Source organism: Bacillus sp. FJAT-27225, assembly GCF_001685025.1.
Classification (GTDB): Bacteria; Bacillota; Bacilli; order Bacillales; family Cytobacillaceae; genus Bacillus_D.
In genome coordinates this window covers 14803-33759 of record NZ_MAYU01000002.1, presented here as the reverse complement: position 1 = coordinate 33759, position 18957 = coordinate 14803, and the positions used below count along the sequence as shown (strand labels likewise).

At 42.2% G+C, this 18957-nt stretch carries 14 protein-coding genes; 5 read left to right on the top strand and 9 right to left on the bottom strand.

All coding sequences use genetic code 11. The features are described 5' to 3' along the window. Nucleotides 1-75: 75 nt before the first annotated feature. The 6 genes from uvsE to A8F94_RS06555 all read right to left on the bottom strand — a co-directional run bounded on the left by uvsE (nucleotide 76) and on the right by A8F94_RS06555 (nucleotide 7268). Nucleotides 76-1041: a UV DNA damage repair endonuclease UvsE gene (gene uvsE / locus A8F94_RS06580; protein WP_066197400.1), complete on the bottom strand. Its 966-nt coding sequence runs from the start codon at nucleotides 1039-1041 to the stop codon at nucleotides 76-78. Nucleotides 1042-1174: 133 nt separating this feature from the next. Continuing rightward, nucleotides 1175-2668 (bottom strand): DEAD/DEAH box helicase, encoded by a 1494-nt coding sequence (locus A8F94_RS06575; RefSeq protein WP_066197397.1) that lies wholly within the window; start codon nucleotides 2666-2668, stop codon nucleotides 1175-1177. A 210-nt stretch (nucleotides 2669-2878) separates the two neighbouring features. Beyond that, nucleotides 2879-3592 carry an alpha/beta hydrolase gene (locus tag A8F94_RS06570; protein ID WP_066197395.1) on the bottom strand — a complete coding sequence of 238 codons (714 nt, stop codon included), beginning with the start codon at nucleotides 3590-3592 and terminating at the stop codon, nucleotides 2879-2881. Between the two features lie 80 nt (nucleotides 3593-3672). Continuing rightward, the gene (locus A8F94_RS06565; RefSeq protein ID WP_066197392.1) at nucleotides 3673-5058 is read right to left on the bottom strand and encodes a UDP-N-acetylmuramoyl-tripeptide--D-alanyl-D-alanine ligase; all 1386 of its coding nucleotides are present in this window, start codon (nucleotides 5056-5058) and stop codon (nucleotides 3673-3675) included. A gap of 56 nt (nucleotides 5059-5114) precedes the next feature. Next, nucleotides 5115-6185 (bottom strand): D-alanine--D-alanine ligase, encoded by a 1071-nt coding sequence (locus tag A8F94_RS06560; protein ID WP_066197388.1) that lies wholly within the window; start codon nucleotides 6183-6185, stop codon nucleotides 5115-5117. Nucleotides 6186-6491: 306 nt separating this feature from the next. Beyond that, nucleotides 6492-7268, bottom strand: coding sequence for a hypothetical protein (locus tag A8F94_RS06555; protein WP_066197385.1), 777 nt, complete (start codon nucleotides 7266-7268; stop codon nucleotides 6492-6494). A gap of 375 nt (nucleotides 7269-7643) precedes the next feature. Between A8F94_RS06555 and mgtE the strand changes: the two genes are divergently transcribed. Then, complete coding sequence (gene mgtE, locus A8F94_RS06550) at nucleotides 7644-9002, top strand: magnesium transporter (protein ID WP_066197382.1); 1359 nt, start codon at nucleotides 7644-7646, stop codon at nucleotides 9000-9002. Between the two features lie 57 nt (nucleotides 9003-9059). Here the strand turns inward: mgtE and A8F94_RS06545 are convergent, their stop codons facing one another. After that, nucleotides 9060-9977, bottom strand: coding sequence for a diacylglycerol/lipid kinase family protein (locus tag A8F94_RS06545; RefSeq protein WP_066197379.1), 918 nt, complete (start codon nucleotides 9975-9977; stop codon nucleotides 9060-9062). A 184-nt stretch (nucleotides 9978-10161) separates the two neighbouring features. Between A8F94_RS06545 and A8F94_RS06540 the strand changes: the two genes are divergently transcribed. Together A8F94_RS06540 and gltP are read left to right on the top strand one after the other, a co-directional pair. Further along, entirely contained in the window at nucleotides 10162-11853 is a 1692-nt protein-coding gene (locus A8F94_RS06540; protein ID WP_066197376.1) for a mechanosensitive ion channel, read from the top strand. Between the two features lie 416 nt (nucleotides 11854-12269). Next, nucleotides 12270-13550 carry a glutamate/aspartate:proton symporter GltP gene (gene gltP, locus A8F94_RS06535; RefSeq protein WP_066197373.1) on the top strand — a complete coding sequence of 427 codons (1281 nt, stop codon included), beginning with the start codon at nucleotides 12270-12272 and terminating at the stop codon, nucleotides 13548-13550. A 540-nt stretch (nucleotides 13551-14090) separates the two neighbouring features. Here the strand turns inward: gltP and A8F94_RS06530 are convergent. Beyond that, nucleotides 14091-14492 carry an anti-sigma regulatory factor gene (locus A8F94_RS06530; RefSeq protein ID WP_139070043.1) on the bottom strand — a complete coding sequence of 134 codons (402 nt, stop codon included), beginning with the start codon at nucleotides 14490-14492 and terminating at the stop codon, nucleotides 14091-14093. Between the two features lie 574 nt (nucleotides 14493-15066). On the opposite strand from A8F94_RS06530, the gene A8F94_RS06525 reads away from it, so the two are divergent. Then, nucleotides 15067-16410: a hemolysin family protein gene (locus A8F94_RS06525; RefSeq protein WP_302621301.1), complete on the top strand. Its 1344-nt coding sequence runs from the start codon at nucleotides 15067-15069 to the stop codon at nucleotides 16408-16410. Between the two features lie 64 nt (nucleotides 16411-16474). On the opposite strand, the gene A8F94_RS06520 is transcribed toward A8F94_RS06525, so the two are convergent. Further along, a complete protein-coding gene (locus A8F94_RS06520; protein ID WP_066197445.1) occupies nucleotides 16475-17314 on the bottom strand; it encodes a VOC family protein in 840 nt (279 codons plus the stop codon). 334 nt (nucleotides 17315-17648) lie between these two features. Between A8F94_RS06520 and A8F94_RS06515 the strand changes: the two genes are divergently transcribed. Continuing rightward, nucleotides 17649-18932: an MFS transporter gene (locus A8F94_RS06515; protein WP_066197370.1), complete on the top strand. Its 1284-nt coding sequence runs from the start codon at nucleotides 17649-17651 to the stop codon at nucleotides 18930-18932. Nucleotides 18933-18957: the final 25 nt, after the last annotated feature.

Below are 18957 nucleotides of genomic sequence, written 5' to 3'. Positions count from 1 at the left end.
GGGTATCCTCCGTTTATGTAATCTATCTTTAAGTATAACGAAGGGGCGTGACACTAGCACGGAAAAAATTTGGTTCTAGTTCATATAGAATGATGCACCATCTATTATTTCAATTCCAGCCTCCGATTTTAGGTCTCCCATTAATTTAAACAAGGCGGCATCCTTCGCCTTAGCTTCGATCATGCAATCCAATTCGGGAACTGATCCTTTTATTCCATGCAGAAATTCCAAAAACATTTTTGGATCGATAAAGTCGGCATGAGCCCGATATTCCCGTTGTGATTTCGGGCTGGAGATATGCATTTTAACAGGAAGACTTGACCATGACCAGGAGGAAACGACACGAGTCCAATTCTGCTCCCAATCATCACCCTCATTGTGAACAAGATGGTGATGATAATCAAACACACAAGGAACCCCAAGTTTTTCACATAGATACAGGCATTCCTTTAAGGTAAAGGTCGTATCATCGTTTTCGAGCATAATCATTGACTGTAGACGCTGAGGTATATACCCCCAGTTATGGATGAACATCTCAAGCGCCTTTTCCTTATCTGCATAGCCTCCGCCTATATGGATGACACAGCGATGCTCCACAGGGACCCCCATCTCTTTTAAAAAGCGATAGTGCATACCAAGAGTCTGAATGGATGTTCTCAAAATATCTTGTTTATTTGTATTAAGAACAACAAAATGGTCAGGATGAAAATCAACTCTGATAGGATGCTCTTTTAGGAAATTGGCGATTTCTGTGAAACCCTCTTTCAATGGGGTGATATAGTCCCAATCATCAAGCTCTTCATGATTAGCGAGCGGCACAAGCCTGGAGGTCAAGCGAAAAAAACGGATATCATTAGCCAGGTTGTGCCTAAGGAGCCTTAAACAGTTGTCCAGATTTGACTGCGCAATCCGCTCTAGCTTACGGATGGCAGCATCACGGTCCTTTAGCCGCTGGAACTGTGCAAATGTCATCGTTTGCGATGGCGAGCAGTGTGGAAGTGTGGTACTCATTGCTACATAGCCTAACCTTACGATTGTCATATTCTTTCTCCATTCCAAGAAGGTCTATACTGTTACTATTCCTTACCGGGATGAAAAACATGTTTCTTAAGGAAAAAGAAGCATTTTACCAAAAAAAGCACAGGCGAATTTCACCTGTGCTTTCATTTGTTTATTATTCAAATTTTGAATTATTATAGCTGCGCTGTTTGGAGCCTGTCCGTTTCTCATACGGGCGTTTTTCTCCGCCACGAGCGCCATATGAACCTTTTTTCCGGCGATCATATCCGCCTTTTGCATCACCAGTCCTTCTCCGGTCATACGGCTTGCGATCCCTGTCCCTTCTTTGTGGAAGAGGGGATTCTTCCGTAAGCTTAACTGGAGTCGTATCAGGTTCTTTGGTCAACATTTTCAATACAGCTGCAACAACAGTTGAGGCATCGTGATCTTCGAGCAACTCTGCCGCGGCTTGAGAATAAAACTGAAGATTGTTATCCTCAATCGTTTGATTTATACGATCAATCACTGCCCTTTGCTGTCCTTCGAGCGCCTCATCAAGAGTTGGCGGCTTCATCCGCTCCATCTTTCGCTTGGTAGTGCGTTCTACAACAGAAAGATAGGACTTTTCACGAGGGGTCACGAATGTAAGGGCCATACCCGTTTTCCCTGCACGGCCTGTTCGGCCAATGCGGTGAACATATGACTCAGGGTCTTGTGGAATATCAAAATTGTACACATGAGTTACACCGGAAATATCCAAACCACGTGCCGCAACATCCGTTGCAACCAAGACCTCGATTGTCCCTTCTTTGAACTTTCGCAAGACGGACATACGCTTAGCCTGAGTAAGGTCACCGTGAATTCCTTCCGCAACATAGCCTCTTAAGGTTAGGGCCTCAGCAAGCTCGTCGACACGGCGCTTAGTACGGCCGAAAACAATGGCCAATTCAGGCGATTGTATGTCAAGAAGTCTTGTTAGGACATCAAATTTATTCTTCTCTTGAACTTCAACATAGTACTGTTCAATTAAAGGAACCGTCATTTCCTTTGTTTTTACACGGATAACCTGAGGGTCACGCATGAACTTCTCTGCCATCCTCTGGATCGGAGCCGGCATTGTAGCTGAGAATAAAAGGGTTTGGCGTTCTGCCGGAATCTCGGCAAGAATTGCTTCAATATCCTCAATGAAGCCCATATTCAGCATTTCATCCGCTTCATCCAAAATAGCGGTATGAACCTGGTCAAGGCGAAGAGTTTTCCGGTTAATATGGTCAATCAAACGGCCTGGTGTTCCAACAACGATGTGCGGGCCTTTCTTTAATGACCGGATTTGGCGGCTGATATCCTGGCCACCGTAAATAGGCAGGACCTGGACACGTTTGCCAGAACCTATTTTATATAGTTCTTCTGAAACCTGGATTGCAAGTTCCCGAGTCGGTGCAATAATAATTCCTTGTACAGCATGGTTGGAGATGTTGATTTTTTCAACAAGCGGAATTCCGAAAGCGGCGGTCTTCCCGGTACCTGTTTGTGCCTGTCCAATCAAATCCTTGTTTTCCATGCTTAGCGGAATTGTTTCAGCCTGAATTGGCGTTGCTTCTTCAAAACCCATTTTCAAAACAGCTTTGAGGGTCTGCTGGCTCAAGCCCAAATCTTCAAACTTGGTCAATGTTATTCATTCTCCTTCTTGTAAAACTCTATAGTTTACGTGCAGAAAAACGTCCTGAATTCACATAAGAGGTTAATCCTAACCCATCACTTCTCTATTTTAGCAAAAAAAGACATTCTCCTCATAGGAGTATGCCCTGTAATGACGAACTTTTAGACACGTTGAGTGTAATCATACCATCTTTGCCGGTTTAATGCAATTAAGCGCCCCCTAGTTGGATAGGGACATTTCAGGCATTTCCTGCAAAAATGTTTCGACCTCGGAAAAAAGGGCAACTCTTTCCTGGCAATGGCAAATATGATGGGCTGAACCTTTGATATAAGTCAATCGTTTTTGTTTTGCCGGAATCGTCTCGTACAGATATTCGGCACTTTTTGGGGGAACCAATCCATCTGATTCCCCTTGGGCGATAAGGGTAGGAACCTCAATTAATCCGAGCTGTGGACGCACATAGCTCACCAACCTTTGGAACTGTATAGCAGCGGAAAGGGGAGTCTGAGTTATTTTTTGTTTATAACGCAAAAATAATTCATTTTCAGCAAGGTTTCCATTAACCAAGTCCCGCGCAAACTCTTTGATTTCCAGTGCCATTTGCTTTGGATTCAAATAATAGGCAGCAGCACTGAGAAGAACGAGCTTATCAACTTTATGATTCGCGGCTATGTAGCTGGAAATCATCCCGCCCATCGAAAAGCCGATTACGTAAATCGTCTCGCATGTAGCTGCAAGTTCGAGATACTCACTTTCTGCGTGGTCAATCCATTCCTGGAAGATAACCCCTCTTAATGAAAGAGTTTCTCCGTGGCCCGGTAAAGTCGGCACCCGGAATTTCCAGTCTGGATGTGCCTCCATTAAATACTCTACCAGGGGCTCTACCTCATAGGGGCTCCCTGTAAAACCGTGAATGCACAAGCAGCCTATCATGTATGTTTCACTCCCAGGCAAAGGATTTTTAAAAGTAATTTAGTTGAGAAAATAGCAGGGATGCTGCGGTCTGTAAGCTATTATTCCTCTTTTTTCTGCAATGAAGCGACGACTTCCTCTAATCTCATTCCCCTTGATGCTTTAACTAAAACAAGAGTTTGTTTATCTGTATGGTTTTTTAATTCTTTACTCAGCATTTCCTTGCTCGAGAACGAATACACCTTTCCTTCACCAAGAACTTTCCTCGCCCCTTCCGCAATACGGGCACCAAGTTCTCCAAACGTAAACAGAAGATGAACCTTTTCGGGATCAATTGTTTCACCAATTTTATTATGATACTCTTCCTCCAGCGGCCCCAGCTCCAACATGTCCCCCAGTACAAGCACTTTTTTGGTATATCCAGGCAGGTTGGCAACAAGGTCTATCGCAGCCTTCATGGACGTAGGGCTTGCGTTATAAGCATCATTAATGATTTTCTCACCGTTGCTCCCCTCTGTCATTTCCATTCTCATCTGTGTTAGTTTTGTTTCTTTCAGTCCCCTTGCAATTTCCTCACACGACACTGAAAAATGGCGTGCAATTAACATGGCACTTAATGCATTGATGATATTGTGCGTTCCAAGAACCGGCAGAAAGAATCGCTGCTCAGATCCACTAATAGTAAATTCATTCCCATTTTGAGTCTGAATAATATCGATTGGGTAGACATCATTATACTCGCCTCTCCCAAACGTCTGGATATTCAGCTCACCTTTCCGGCCTGCAATTCTATCCATCAAAAGAGGTTCATCCCCATTCAGGACAGCTAGCCCCCCTTCCTTCAGCCCTTCAAGTATTTCAAGCTTCGCTTCAGCAATTGCTTCTCTCGAGCCGAGGTCAAGCAAGTGTGCTTCCCCTATATTGGTAATGATGACAGCATCCGGCTCAGCGAGTTTTGTCAGGAAAGAAATCTCACCACGCGCACTCATACCCATCTCAAGGACAGCCATCTCTGTGTCCTGATCTAATTGGAGAACCGTAAGAGGCAGGCCAATATGATTATTGTAATTGCCTTCTGTTTTTTGCACTTTGTATTTTTGCGATAACAGGCTTGTTACCATATCTTTTGTCGTGGTTTTTCCATTGCTGCCCGTGATACCGACAACCTTAACTGTCAGCTGTTTTAAATAGGCCCTGGCAAGCTCCTGGAGTGCGGCCAAGCAATCATCTACAATCAAGATTGGCAGGCCTTCCGGTGGGTTTGGGACATCCTTTTGCCAAAAGGCAGCCGCTGCGCCTTTTTCAATTGCCGAAATGACATATTTATGGCCATCCACTTTTTCACCTTTGAAAGGAACAAACAAGTTTCCTTGCTCAATTTTACGAGAGTCGATTGACACCCCGCTGATTACTCTCTCTGCAAATACTGTTATGTCATTGGAAACAGGTATCATCTTTGTAATTTCTCTTATTGTTTTTGAAATCATTTTGAGCCTCCCATCGCAAAAAGGACACTGCCTAGGCGTGTCCCTCCCACCATTTGTTAAAATGTATATTTAATCTTTTGTTTCTCGGCATGCCTTTCCATGCCTAGGCTGACCAGTCTCTCAATCAGTTCGGGATAATCAATCCCTGTATGTTTCCAAAGAAGCGGGAACATGCTGAATGGAGTGAAGCCAGGCATTGTATTTACTTCATTGATCAGGACTGTTCCATTCTCAGCAACGAAGAAATCCGCCCTGACAAGCCCTGAACAATCAAGCGCTTTGTATGCTCTGACTGCCATTTCTTTCATCCTGCTGTACGTATCATTGCTAATTTCAGCTGGAATAATCAACGCTGTATTGCCGTCTTCATATTTGGCCTTGTAATCGTAAAAATCTTTTTTGGGAACAATCTCCCCTGCAATCGAAACCTTAGGGTCATCATTCCCAAGAACAGCTACCTCAATTTCCCTGGCTTTGACACCGACTTCTACAATGATTTTTCGGTCGAAGGTAAAAGCCTCTTTAAAAGCTTCCTCAAGCTCAGAACGGTTTTTGCATTTGCTGATCCCAACACTTGAGCCAAGATTAGCAGGCTTTACGAAGCAAGGATAACCAAGCTTTTCCTCAACTTTTTCATAGGCGGTTTCTTTTCCTGCTTCCCATTCGCTTCGTATGAATGAAGAGTAATCAACTTGGGCAAGCCCTGCTTCTGCAAAAATATTCTTCATCACTACCTTATCCATTCCAGCTGCAGAAGCTAGAACTCCGTTTCCAACATAGGGAAGGTTTAATAGTTCAAGCAGGCCTTGGACAGTGCCGTCTTCCCCGTTGGGACCGTGAAGGAGTGGGAATATGATATCAAGATCCTTACCATCTTCCCCTTTAAAAATTGAAGGGTCAAATTGATTTGTTCCTCCTTCAAGGGGTTTATATTGAAGTTCTTCAATGGAAGAAACCGGGCCCATTAATTGTTCCCCTTTTACCCAATTCCCATCTACCGTTATGTAGATCGGGTTAATTTCAAATTTTTCAAGATCGAGTGCTTTAATAACAGCCATGGCTGTTTGCATGGATACTTTATGCTCGGCGGATTTTCCGCCATATAATAAGCCAAGTTTAGTCTTCATTCTGCAACCTCCAATTTTCTTCAACCTTATTTTACATAAGTGGGAGCCTGGAGAAAAACGATTTCCCTCTAAAATATTTAAGAGGAACTTATCCGTTTAATCTTTTAATTTTCGCTAAGGGCGCTTCAATTAAATTAAGATTTCTTCAGTTCCTCTGCTATAGTTTATTAAAAATGCGATTGGGCGAAACCCTTAGTTTTTAAGAAAAAGTCGTCCCTAAATGCCCTTCTCCTTAAATCTATATCTCAAGGCTTGAATTTCATATGTATGCACTGTTTAACCGGATACCACCTTGGGCCTGGCCGGTTATATAACATATAGCTTCCAGTCTTTTAGTTTTTTATCAAAGACTAGCTTGGCATGGCATGGCTTACGGACTGTTTTTGTGTATGCCTCAAACATATCATCCATATGTGCAAAATCCCCAACCATCCAAATCGGGATTTCAATCCTGCCTTTTTGGGAATCCGCATCCTTCACAGAAATACAGATGCCTTCTTTCATAAATGGGACAAGCGATAAGAGAAGGTCTTTATTCACAATTGGATAAACCCGTTTCTTTTTCATTCCAAAAAGTGTTTTTTCAAGTTTTAGATTCCCCATTTTCAATGGGATCACAAAGCTCAGCATCGAAAAGAAGTCCATCATGCTACGATAATACGTTTTATTGAGCCAGCCATCATCTTGGGCCAAATATACAAATCTATTCTCTAGCTGATTATAAAAAGGAAGCTTTAAATGCTGCATTGCATGGCCTAGATAAAGCAATTCAGCAATTTCCTGTCCGCTCAGTTCGTTCAGCACTGCCTCTTCGGCAAAATCTATCCAGCAAAAATCCCCATAACCATTCACATTTTCCTTGGAAAGCCTGCCAATCTTATCTTTTGTGACATATTCAAACCTTGTATGGCTGTTAAACTCCCCATCCTCAAATCGATGCTTCAATAAGAGTAGATGATTTGGGAAGCCTGAAAAAGCAGTGATAAATTCATGGAATTCTATGCCACAGGACAGTACATATTGAGATGTTTGATTTAAGTGAACGTAAATGAGATCACGCACGTCCTGATCTTGCTTTTTCAATGGCAAACCCTCCATTCTTTCTTCATTAAAGTTCCCTACTCATCATAACAAAAACCAAAAAAAAATTCGCTTTTCTATCCCTATTTTCCTGTTGTTTGCGTTTCCGTTTTTGTGGAATAATTTTAAGAGCCAATGAATTAATCTGCTATTCCCTAAATATTGCCTATTTATATATATGAACTGTAGTATTTCTGCGCCTCAAGGAAAGCATTATTGAATAGCCATCGAGCGAAATGATGCGATACCACAAGGAAAGTTTCCATATGAATTTTAGTCAAGTATGAATAAACCAAAAAAGTTGTCCGCTTTTTATTTCAAATTACCGTCCATTTTCATATAATGTACATGGCAACTGCCGGAAAGGAGCGTGGGCATATGATTCAAAACATGTCGGAGGACCAGATTACCCTTCTGGTTATAAAGGCAATGAAAGAAAATAAAAGGAAAGAAATCGAAGCAATACTTGATGAGCTGCAGCCGTACGATGTGGCCAGACTCTATGAAGACTTCCCGGAAAAGCACAAGACCCGCTTTCTCCTTTTCCTGAATCCACATCTTCTTGCTGACTTGCTAGAGGAGCTTGATACTGAAGAGCAGCATGATGTGCTTAATAGATTAGGGATTGAAAAGTCAGGGAAGGTCCTTGATTTAATGGATAATGATGACCTTGCCTCTCTACTTGAAGAGCTGTCCCCTGAAAAAATTTCCGCCCTTCTCTCAGGTATGAAAAAAGAAGAATCAAAAATTGTCCAGGACATTATGAATTATCCGCCCGAAACAGCAGGGCGCCTTATGACCAACCGGTTTGTCTGGATTCGCAATTACTACACTGTCCGCGAGGCAGTAGGAAAATTGAAGTCTTTCGCTGAACTTGCCGAAACCATTAATTATTTGTATGTAATTGATGAACAGCGCCGCCTTGTAGGGGTTGTTTCCTATCGGGACCTGTTAATCGCCGATGCCAATGAAATTATCAATAAAATTATGTTTGAGCGGGTTATTTCGGTTACTGCAGAAACAGACCAGGAAGAAGTTGCCCGAATGATTGAACGGTATGATTTTATGGCAATTCCAGTTGTAAATGCGGATAATGTCCTTGTTGGGATTGTTACGGTCGATGATATCATTGACGTTGTCATTCAGGAAGCGAATGAGGATATCGAAAAGCTATCTGCTTCCGGGAAATCAATCGACTTTGATACAAAGGCTTTTGTGGCGGCGTATCGAAGGCTGCCCTGGCTTATCCTTCTCTTGTTTATTGGGCTTGTATCCGGTCGGATTATCAGTTCCTATTCCGAAACGCTTCAACAGGTTGTCGCACTGGCATTTTTTATGCCGATGATTTCCGGGATGACTGGAAATACAGGAACACAATCGCTTGCAGTCGTTGTCCGGGGCTTAAGCACCAATGAAATTGACAAGACGGTCATAGTAAAGTTAATTGGGCGGGAGCTTGGAGTTGGCCTCATGATTGGACTTATTTGTTCAATCCTGATAGCCATTATCGCCTTCATCTGGCAAGACAGCTTTATATTAGGCATTGTTGTCGGAAGTTCCCTGTTTTTAACATTGATTATTGGAACACTTGCCGGGACAATCATTCCGATTATTTTGTATCACTTCAATATAGATCCCGCGGTTGCTTCCGGACCGCTCATCACGACCTTGAATGATATTTTTTCACTTATAACTTATTTTGGCATTGCCACATTATTCCTAAATCAACTCACATAATCACTAAGGAGGCTTCTCACTATGGAGGCCTCATTTTTTATGGAAACAAATTGGCCGTTATAAAATGATACTCTCATCGACATCGGGGGTAATTGCGAGAATATGATGTTTCAGTACCTTTACAACTGCAGGCGTTTTTAAGTAGACCTCTCCATCTGTATCGGCCTCCATCCTTTGGTCAGTTGAAATAGTTATTTCACTCCCCAGGGAATGGAGCACTTCTCCAGACGTATCGTTCTCGTCCATCACAGTAATATCCCTTGTTAAAATATCCTTTATTAATCCCATGTTTGTATTTCTAATTATAAACAGGTTGGCTTCGCCATCATCAATATGGATATTACGGAAAGGCAGCTGGTTGGTTCCAATGAATTTCCCATTCGCAACTAAAATCATGACTGCCTCCCCTTCCAAGGTTTTACCGTTGCAATTGATATGATAGCGAAAAGGCTCCATCTGGCGCATTGTCCGCATTGCACTAAGGTAATAACTAGCTTTTCCAAATAGCTGTTTCTCTGACTCTTTTATATTATTGGAAGTCTCGGTGACCAGGCCAGTTCCCCAAAAGTTAAGAGCATAATGGCCGTTTATTTCCAAAACATCAATTGGAACTGGTTTGCCGGCCAACAAATCCTCTGCTGCCCTTTGGATATCCTGGGGCATATTGAGGGTACGGCTGAAATCGTTACAGGTTCCTCCTGGCAAAATTCCTATTATCGGCCTTTTTTCCAGACCAGCAAGGCCATTAATGACTTCATGAACTGTTCCATCTCCGCCAAGAATAATGACAAGGTCTGACCTTTCCCCATAGGTTTTGCAAAGCTGTTCAGCATGCCCCGGCTCAAGCGTTTTTAATAAAATCAATTCATTGATGTCCCTGCTTAGTACTGGAATACATGCCCCTAGGCGTTTCTCAATATCCTTCTGTCCAGCATTTCCATTATAAATTAATAATGCACGATTGTACCTGGCCATGCCCGGTCACTCCTTCTTCCAATATGCCTTTCCAAACTATTTCTTTATACCCATCCTCCCTTCTCTTCAAAAACCTTTTTGCTGACCGCAGGAATATTATTTTTTGTCCGTTTAAGAACCCCAAACCCGGGTAAAGCAGATATAGTCTGAAGTCAAGACAAATAGAAAGAAGGAGTGACCTATATTGAGAAGTAACAATGACCTATGGGGAGGCTGGGAGCAACTAACCTATAAGCTTCCCGACCTATTAATCGCTTTGGCAGTCCTTTTAATCGGCTGGATCCTTGCCAAAGCTATAGAAAAAGGGGTATTTAAAGCCCTTCAAAAATCAAATCTTGATAATCGTTTATTCTCTCATGTAAAGGATAGAAAATTTTCGTCCGAGAAGATAATCAGTAAAATTGTTTATTATCTTTTGCTAGTCTTCGTTTTTATCCTATTCTTTAACATACTTGATCTGGACATCATTGCCGGTCCGCTTGTAAGCATGATGACAGCGATTACATCTGCGATTCCTAGTATCCTGAAGGCAGCACTAATCTTCGCTGTAGGCTGGCTTGTTGCTTCAGGCCTAAGTTATCTCATCAGAAAAGGCGGCCGTACATTAAGAGTCCATCAGATTTCACAAAAACTAAATATGACAAAAGACAGCGAAGATCCCGGGCAGCTAGCAGATCGGGTAGCTAAAATTGTCTTTTATCTCGTCCTGCTCCTGTTCTTGCCGGGAGTTTTGGCAGCTCTTGACATTAGAGGGATATCAGAACCGTTTTCAACTATGCTTGGCAATATTCTTTCGTTCCTGCCAAAACTATTTTCGGCCGCACTTATCATTCTGGTCGGCTGGTTTATCGCGAAAATTGTCCGGGATATCGTAACCAACCTGCTCCAGGGAGTTGGACTAGAAAAGGTAGTCGAGCGTTTCGGGGCAAAAAGGCTCTTTGAAGGGACAAGCCTTTCTTCGGTAATTGGAACCATTGTTTTTGTTCTTATTCTAATTCCAACATTCATCACAGCACTCGAACGACTTGACCTTGAAGGAATATCAGGCCCTGCCATCAATATGCTGAATGATGTTTTAACAATGATCCCAAATATCATCGTAGCCATTGTGATGGTACTCATTGGTTTTTGGCTGGGCCGATGGGCCAATCGATTTATCACAGACTTGCTTGACCGCGTAGGCTTCAATACGTTTTTAAGAGGAATTGGAATTGGCAAGAACACCGCATCCGCCCTTTCACTGTCAAAAGCAGTTGGAACCGTTGCACAAGTAATCATCGTCCTTCTTTTTGTTGTCGAAGCATTAAATTTAGTGGGACTTGATTTCCTTGTAACACTTGGAACTGGTGTTATTGCGTATCTGCCACATGTCATTGCAGCGTTAATCATACTTATAGTGGGGCTTTATGTTGGCAACCTTCTCAAGAAATTGCTTTCCAGCATGCTCCAGGGGCCTCATTACGGCATGCTATCTTCGGTGGCAAAATACGCAGTCATTGCCATTTCTGTCTTTATGGCACTTGCCCAGCTAGGTGTAGCAGCTTCCATTGTAAATGCCGCATTTATTTTAATTCTTGGCGGACTTGCATTGGCATTCGGACTGGCATTTGGACTTGGCGGAAGGGAATTCGCCTCTAAATACCTTGCACGGCTAGACCAGAAATTCGAACAAACAACTGTTGTTAAACAACCGAATGGGCCTGGATTTGCTGGTCCAAATGCGGGACAAAACAACCCAGGTTTCCCAGGACATAAGGGCATGGGGACGGCTCCTGGCCAGCCAGGGAAAACTAACCATTCAAATCAGGGCGGCACCTTTACCAATCCGAATAATCACAATCCAAATGATCCAAATAATCCTTTTAATAAAAAGTAAGCCTTGAAGGGTGTTCCACATTAACGTGGAACACCCTCTTTATTTGTTTTCGCTCCTTAGGACAGCCTCCATTCAACCCTTTCTTAAATTGTCCAAAAATCGACATGGCTTTATAGTCTCGAATTATGCTATTCTATAAAGGTTTCCCGCATTTTTTGTCAATTTTTGTTTTTGACACAATGCCCCCTGTCTCATTAAAATGGGGAATGTGCTTTTTTTCCCGTATTACCATCAGTAAGTCCCTTCCCATTTGGAGATTCAACTCCCCGTACTATCTGTTAATCCAAATGACATTGGCAGAGGTCAACTTTGCGTAAAAGCCCAATTGGGGCAACCACCATTCAATGGGAGCGGAAATACTCCCATTAGTTAAAGTTTCACTTTATAACCAAATCCAATAAAGGAGTTTGATAAATATGAGAAAAATTGGTTTGGCATGGCAAATTCTAATCGGCCTTGCACTCGGTATTGCCGTTGGTGCCGTTTTTTATGGCAATCCATCTGTACAGGAATGGCTGCAGCCGATAGGAACTATTTTTATACGACTAATAAAAATGATTGTTGTGCCAATTGTCATAGCGAGTATCGTGATTGGCGTTGCAGGTGTTGGTGATCTGAAGAAACTTGGTAAACTTGGCGGTAAATCACTGCTTTATTTTGAAATCATTACAACAATCGCAATCTTAGTTGGATTGCTTAGCGCAAACATCTTTAAACCTGGGCTAGGCATTGATATGAGCTCCCTGACAAAGGGCGATATCGGCAGCTATCTTTCAACAACAGAGGAAGTCCAGTCCCACAGCATGGCAGATACATTTATAAATATTGTTCCTACAAATATAGTTGATGCGATGGCAAGAGGCGATATGCTGGCTATCATTTTCTTTTCAGTCATGTTTGGCCTTGGTGTGGCGGCGATCGGAGAAAGAGGAAAGCCTGTATTGGCCTTTTTCCAGGGAACTGCCGACGCCATGTTTTACATGACAAACCAAATCATGAAATTTGCTCCATTCGGCGTATTCGCCTTGATTGGTGTTACAGTATCAAAGTTTGGAGTCAGCTCTCTTGTTCCACTAAGTAAACTTGTCCTCCTAACGTATGGAACAATGATATTCTTTGTCGTCGTCATTCTTGGTATAACTGCACGTCTATTCGGAATCAATATCTTCAACTTGTTTAGAATCTTAAAAGATGAGTTGATTTTAGCTTACTCAACAGCAAGCTCAGAAACGGTTTTGCCAAAGTTAATGGAGAAGATGGAGAAGTTCGGATGTCCAAAAGCGATAACTTCCTTTGTTATCCCGACAGGTTATTCATTTAACCTTGATGGATCGACACTGTATCAGGCGCTTGCTGCCATCTTCATTGCTCAAATGTATGGAATTGATTTATCTATAAGCCAGCAGCTTTCACTCGTCCTTGTCTTGATGGTAACTTCGAAAGGTATCGCGGGTGTTCCTGGAGTCTCATTCGTTGTTCTTCTAGCTACATTAGGAACAGTCGGAATACCGGTTGAAGGGTTGGCATTTATCGCTGGTATAGATAGAATTCTTGATATGGCTCGGACTGCTGTCAATGTTGTCGGCAATTCACTTGCTGCCATTGTTATGTCGAAATGGGAAAAACAATTTGATGAATCCAAAGCAGCTGCCTATTTAAATGAAATACGCGGCAGCGAGAAAACCGCAGAAGCATAATTCACGATTACAGCCCCTGTAGAATAGGGGCTGTATTTTTACTGTTTAAGAAAGTATAACTTTTCATTAACTGTCTAGCTCCAGCGCAAACTTTACGGCTCATCCCTGCGATAAGTCATGCACAAACGCGCTTAGTGCTCCCGCGCCAAGGCATATTATGAAAGCATAACTTCAACTCGTCGGCAAAGCCATGTAGCTTTTAAAAGATACACTTTTACGAAGTAATACAGGGTAGTTGCTTCGCTCTTCGTGATTCCTCTATCCCGCCTTAATGGTCAGTAAGCCTACGGCAGCTGACCCTAAAGGCCCGATTCATTCACCTAACCATCAGCAAAGAACGCTGATGGAAGGTTCATTTTATCTCAATCAAAGCCCCTCCAGTTTGTACGGCGATGTGCACAAAGGAAAGCAAAAGAATAATCATCGCAGAGACAGGTGACTTTTGCCTGTCACGAAGGCGCTTGCGCTTTTCTTATAAAAAAATCCACCCTTAGGTTTAAGGCTGGAATTTGTGTGGTATTAAAAATATGTTTACATATCTTAATAGAGCCATTTTATAATTTTAATGCATGTCCCTTTTCCAGGCACTGTTTCAATGGAAAATTCATCGGCCATTCTTTTCATTGCCGGAAGGCCCGCTCCCAGACTTCCGGAGGTGGAAAAACCTTGCTTCATGGCACGGTCAACATCTACGATGCCTGGCCCATCATCTATAGCAAGAAAGCAGAGGCCATGTACGCCATGCTCTTTTATTTCTTCAATGTATATCCTTCCGTACCCCGCATACTTATAAATATTGCGAGCAAGTTCAGAAATCAGCGTAATAATCCGCGATTGATCGAACAGGCTGAAACCAAGCTTTTTTGCAGCCTGGCGTGCTTCCTGCCTTGCAGACATAATATCATGTTCTCCACTTATCTCAATATATGATTGAGCGTGCAGCAGGTAATCCGGGTTGATTTCATTTATAATACCAAAAACCTCCACCATTGATTCCCCCTTATAAAATAAGCCAGAAATATACTCGTAAATCCTTCCTGGCTCCGGGCAGTTATCTCCCTGCATACACCGCCTTATGGCAGAATTTATATGAGAAGAACTTTCGCTCCATATTTATACGTCCATGTGTAAATTTTCCCTTTTCATTTCAGTATACTGGAAAACCTTACAAATAACTATGGGAACATTTACCCCAGGCCTTTTCTCATTTTCCTCAGCAGTACAAACTCTTTACTAGGAGGCATTCGCCCAAACGTTTTTATAAAAAAATAATAACCCAATTTGCAAAAGCTTTTTGTCATAATATGCCGATAATCCCCTCTATTTTTCGCCATTTTCTTCGAAGGTTTTCGGATTCTATATATGTGGAATAGAGGGCATATAGACTTCTAATTTGCCAGGAATGTCTATACTTTGCTAATAATAAGGAAAGAATGGCTTTACAGGCAGCATTTACCCTTTGCCAGAACGTTTTATAAAACCAGGAGGTGTGACCCTGAAAAATTAGGGGCATATATTGACAACAACACTCATCAATCTGTTACTTGTATTCATCCTCATTGCTATGACAGCCTTTTTTGTTGTAACTGAATTTGCGATTGTCAAGGTTAGAGGATCCAGGATTGACCAGCTAATAGAAGAAAATAGAAAAGGCGCGAAGGCAGCTAAACATGTTCTTACGCATCTTGATGAATATCTGTCAGCCTGCCAGCTGGGGATTACCATTACAGCACTTGGGCTGGGCTGGCTGGGGGAGCCAACTGTGGAGGCACTTTTAGAGCCTGTCTTCCACAATATGGACATCAACGAGTCTGTTGCTGATATTCTTTCTTTTGCTATTGCCTTCTCCCTCATAACATTCCTTCATGTTGTTGTGGGTGAACTGGCACCAAAAACTTTTGCCATTCAGATGGCTGAAAAAGTGACACTGCTTTTAGCAAAGCCGATTATTATCTTTTATAAAATCATGTATCCTTTTATCTGGGCATTAAATGGTTCTGCCCGATTCCTTGTCGGTCTATTTGGACTCAAGCCCGCTTCTGAGCATGAGCTGGCCCACTCGGAAGAAGAATTGCGGATCATCATATCCGAGAGCTTTGAACAGGGTGAAATCAATCAATCTGAATTAACGTATGTAAATAACATCTTTGAATTTGATAATAGGATTGCAAAGGAAATCATGGTGCCCCGCACCGAAATTGTCACACTTTCCATTGATGACACCATACCGGAGATACTTGAAACCATTCGCCGTGAAAAGTACACACGTTACCCGGTTGTCAACGGGGACAAGGATAACATTGCAGGGATGGTGAATATTAAGGAAATCCTGACAGCTAACCTAAACCATGAGGCATTGATGGAGAAACCACTCACCAACTTTATCAAGCCAATTATTCATGTAATTGAGACAATACCAATCCATGACCTGCTCGTTAAATTGCAAAAGGAACGGACACATATGGCGATTCTAGTTGATGAGTATGGCGGGACGGCTGGAATTGTAACGGTTGAGGATATTCTTGAAGAAATAGTCGGTGAAATTCGGGATGAGTTTGATGCCGATGAGGTGGCTGAAGTACGCAAAATTGCTGAAGGCCATTTTATTATGAGCGGAAAAGTTTTAATTGGAGATGTAAATGACCTGCTAGGCACGTCCATTTCTGATGAAGACATTGATACTCTGGGCGGCTGGATTCTTTCCCATACGTATGATGTTAAAATAGGAGATACCATTGAGGAGGAAGGCTATACGTTTAAAATAACCGACCTTGATGGACATCAAATCCTTTATGTAGAAATTAGTAAAAGCCCTGAGCCTGAGCATACCGACTTGGATGTAACAAGCCCTTCTTCTTAGGAAGAAGGGCTTCGTTTGGAGTTTAAAAGGAAACAGGAAGCAGCAATGCCGCTTCCTGTTTTATTTATGGTTTAACAATATCAAGCTTAATTGCAATACCAGAAGGATCCTTTACCATATATTCTTCATCAACAGGTACACCAAGTTCACCTAGGTTTTTGATTACCTTTTCCCTTTGTTCTTCCGGCATTAGAAGTGTAAAATACTTTAATCCTGCACTGTTCTCTTCTGGAGCAGGCGCTCCAACACCATTCCAAGTGTTCAATCCAAGATGGTGATGGTAGCCGCCTGTTGACATAAACAATGCCTGAGGAAATCGGCTGACTAATTCAAAACCGAGTCCCTCACCATAGAACTTTTTGGTTTCCTGCAAATTCGCAACATGTAGATGAACATGCCCAATGATTGTATCCGCAGGCATCCCATTCCAGCTTTCGCCTTCGCCGGAAGCGAGAATTCCCTCTGCATCGATTTGCTTTGTTGTCATTTCCACTTCGGTTCCATTCCAAGCCCAACCGGAAGATGGACGATCCGAATAAATCTCTATTCCATTTCCATCCGGGTCATCCAGATACAAAGCCTCTGATACAAGATGATCTCCCGCACCAATCGGTTGATTGATTTCAATAAAATGACGCAGAACCTTGCCCAAATCCTTCCTTGATGGCAAAAGAATTGCATAATGGTATAGCCCTGACCTTCGCTGCTGCTTTGAAATGACACCTTCCGGCTGTTCAAGTGTGACAAGGGGCTTTTGCCCTGCACCTAGTACCGCTTTTCTATTGCTTTCCTCCAGCACTTCAAAACCGATAATCTTTTTATAAAACTCAAGTGACCGACCAAGGTTTTCGACCTTCAGATTGACTCCGCCTATAAATGTATTTGGGTAGCGATGAAATTTCATTTCCATATTCGCTAACCCCCTCTCATTATATTGGTTACTTTATGTAAGTTAGTATACTTTTATTATTATAAATTGTCAACCTTATCCACTTAAAATGTACATATAACGGAAGTTTACATTCCATTTCCCCTATTTTACTGTAGATACACTGGTTCTATGTGAGAAGAGGGCGAAATCCAATAATTTTATAATGTTCCATTTTGTGGTTGTCCCCAATTTTATTAAAACGTACAATAAATATTGAATGAAACGATTATAAAAAGAAGTAAATCAAATGGAATATAGGGTTATGATATGAGCTTTTAAAACAGTTGCCTGGAGAGGATGCTTTACCTTGGAACAAGCAGTTAAACGGAATTTATTCCTGTTCGTCCCCGCCAAGATGGTCGCGGTACTTGGCTCTTCTATTTACAGCTTTGCAATTGGGCTATATATTCTGGATCAAACCGGATCAAGCCTTAATTTTGCTATCACCTTATTAATGTCTACCCTTCCACGTGTTCTTCTCTCACCTTTTGCGGGTGCCCTTGCAGACCGATACGACCGGAAGAAAATTATCATCTTCAGTGATTTTGCCTGTGCCATCTGGCTGGGGATTATTTTCTTCTTATTCACCTTTGTCACAAAGGACATTTGGCTGCTCTATGTCGCTGCAGCTGTGTTAAATACGTTCAACACATTTTATTCAAATGCAGTAACCTCCACTATTTACAACATGGTTGGCCCTGATAATCTCCAAAGGGCCATGTCATTGAATCAATCGGCTGCTTCATTATCGACAATCCTCGGTCCAGTTCTGGGTGGTGCCTTTTTCGGTTTCATGTCCGTTACATCGTTTATGGTCATCAATATCGTTGCTTTTTCCATTTCCGGCCTGTTAAGCTTATTCATCCGCTATAATTTATTTGCTGAGAAAAGGATTCATGCAGTGAAAACTGGCTTTTTTCAAGATTTTAAGGAAGGTTTTGTCTATGTTAAAAATGAAGCGTTTATTAAACATCTTATCTTTTTTGCAATTTGGCTGAACTTTTGGTTCACGGCTTTCCCAATCGGCTTGCCCTACCTCGTATTAATTGTCCGGAAAATGCCATCGTATCAATTGGGAATTATTGAGGGATTTTTTTCCGCCGGGACTCTACTGCTTGCACTATTCTTGTCTGTGCGTTCCGAAATTAAGAGGAAGGAGTTCGCCATCCTTGGCGGAGTATCAGGAATGTCTGTGGCCTTGATTTTAATTGGCCTTCCCAGCATCCCGGCAGCATCCGTTGTCCCGAACAGCCTTATTTTTATTTATCTTATTATCCTGGTTTTAGTTAGTTCCTCACTTTCGATGATAATCAATATGCCTATCTTTGTCCTATTGCAAAAGAAGACTCCGGATGAATTACGGGGACGCGTCATGTCCCTCTTAGAAACAGGTGCAAGCGGGATGGCACCGATAGGATTTGTCCTGTTCGGGCTATTGTTTGAAAGGGTTCCTGCCTGGATTTTGATGGCAGTCTGCGGGACAGCAATCTTACTGCTCGTTGCTTACCATGTATGGAATAAAACGTTTACCCATTACTTGCGTGAAGAAGAGCCACAAGGAAGTCCGTTTTCTGTCCAAGCGGGACCATGAAAAATCTTCCACTACATACAAGAAG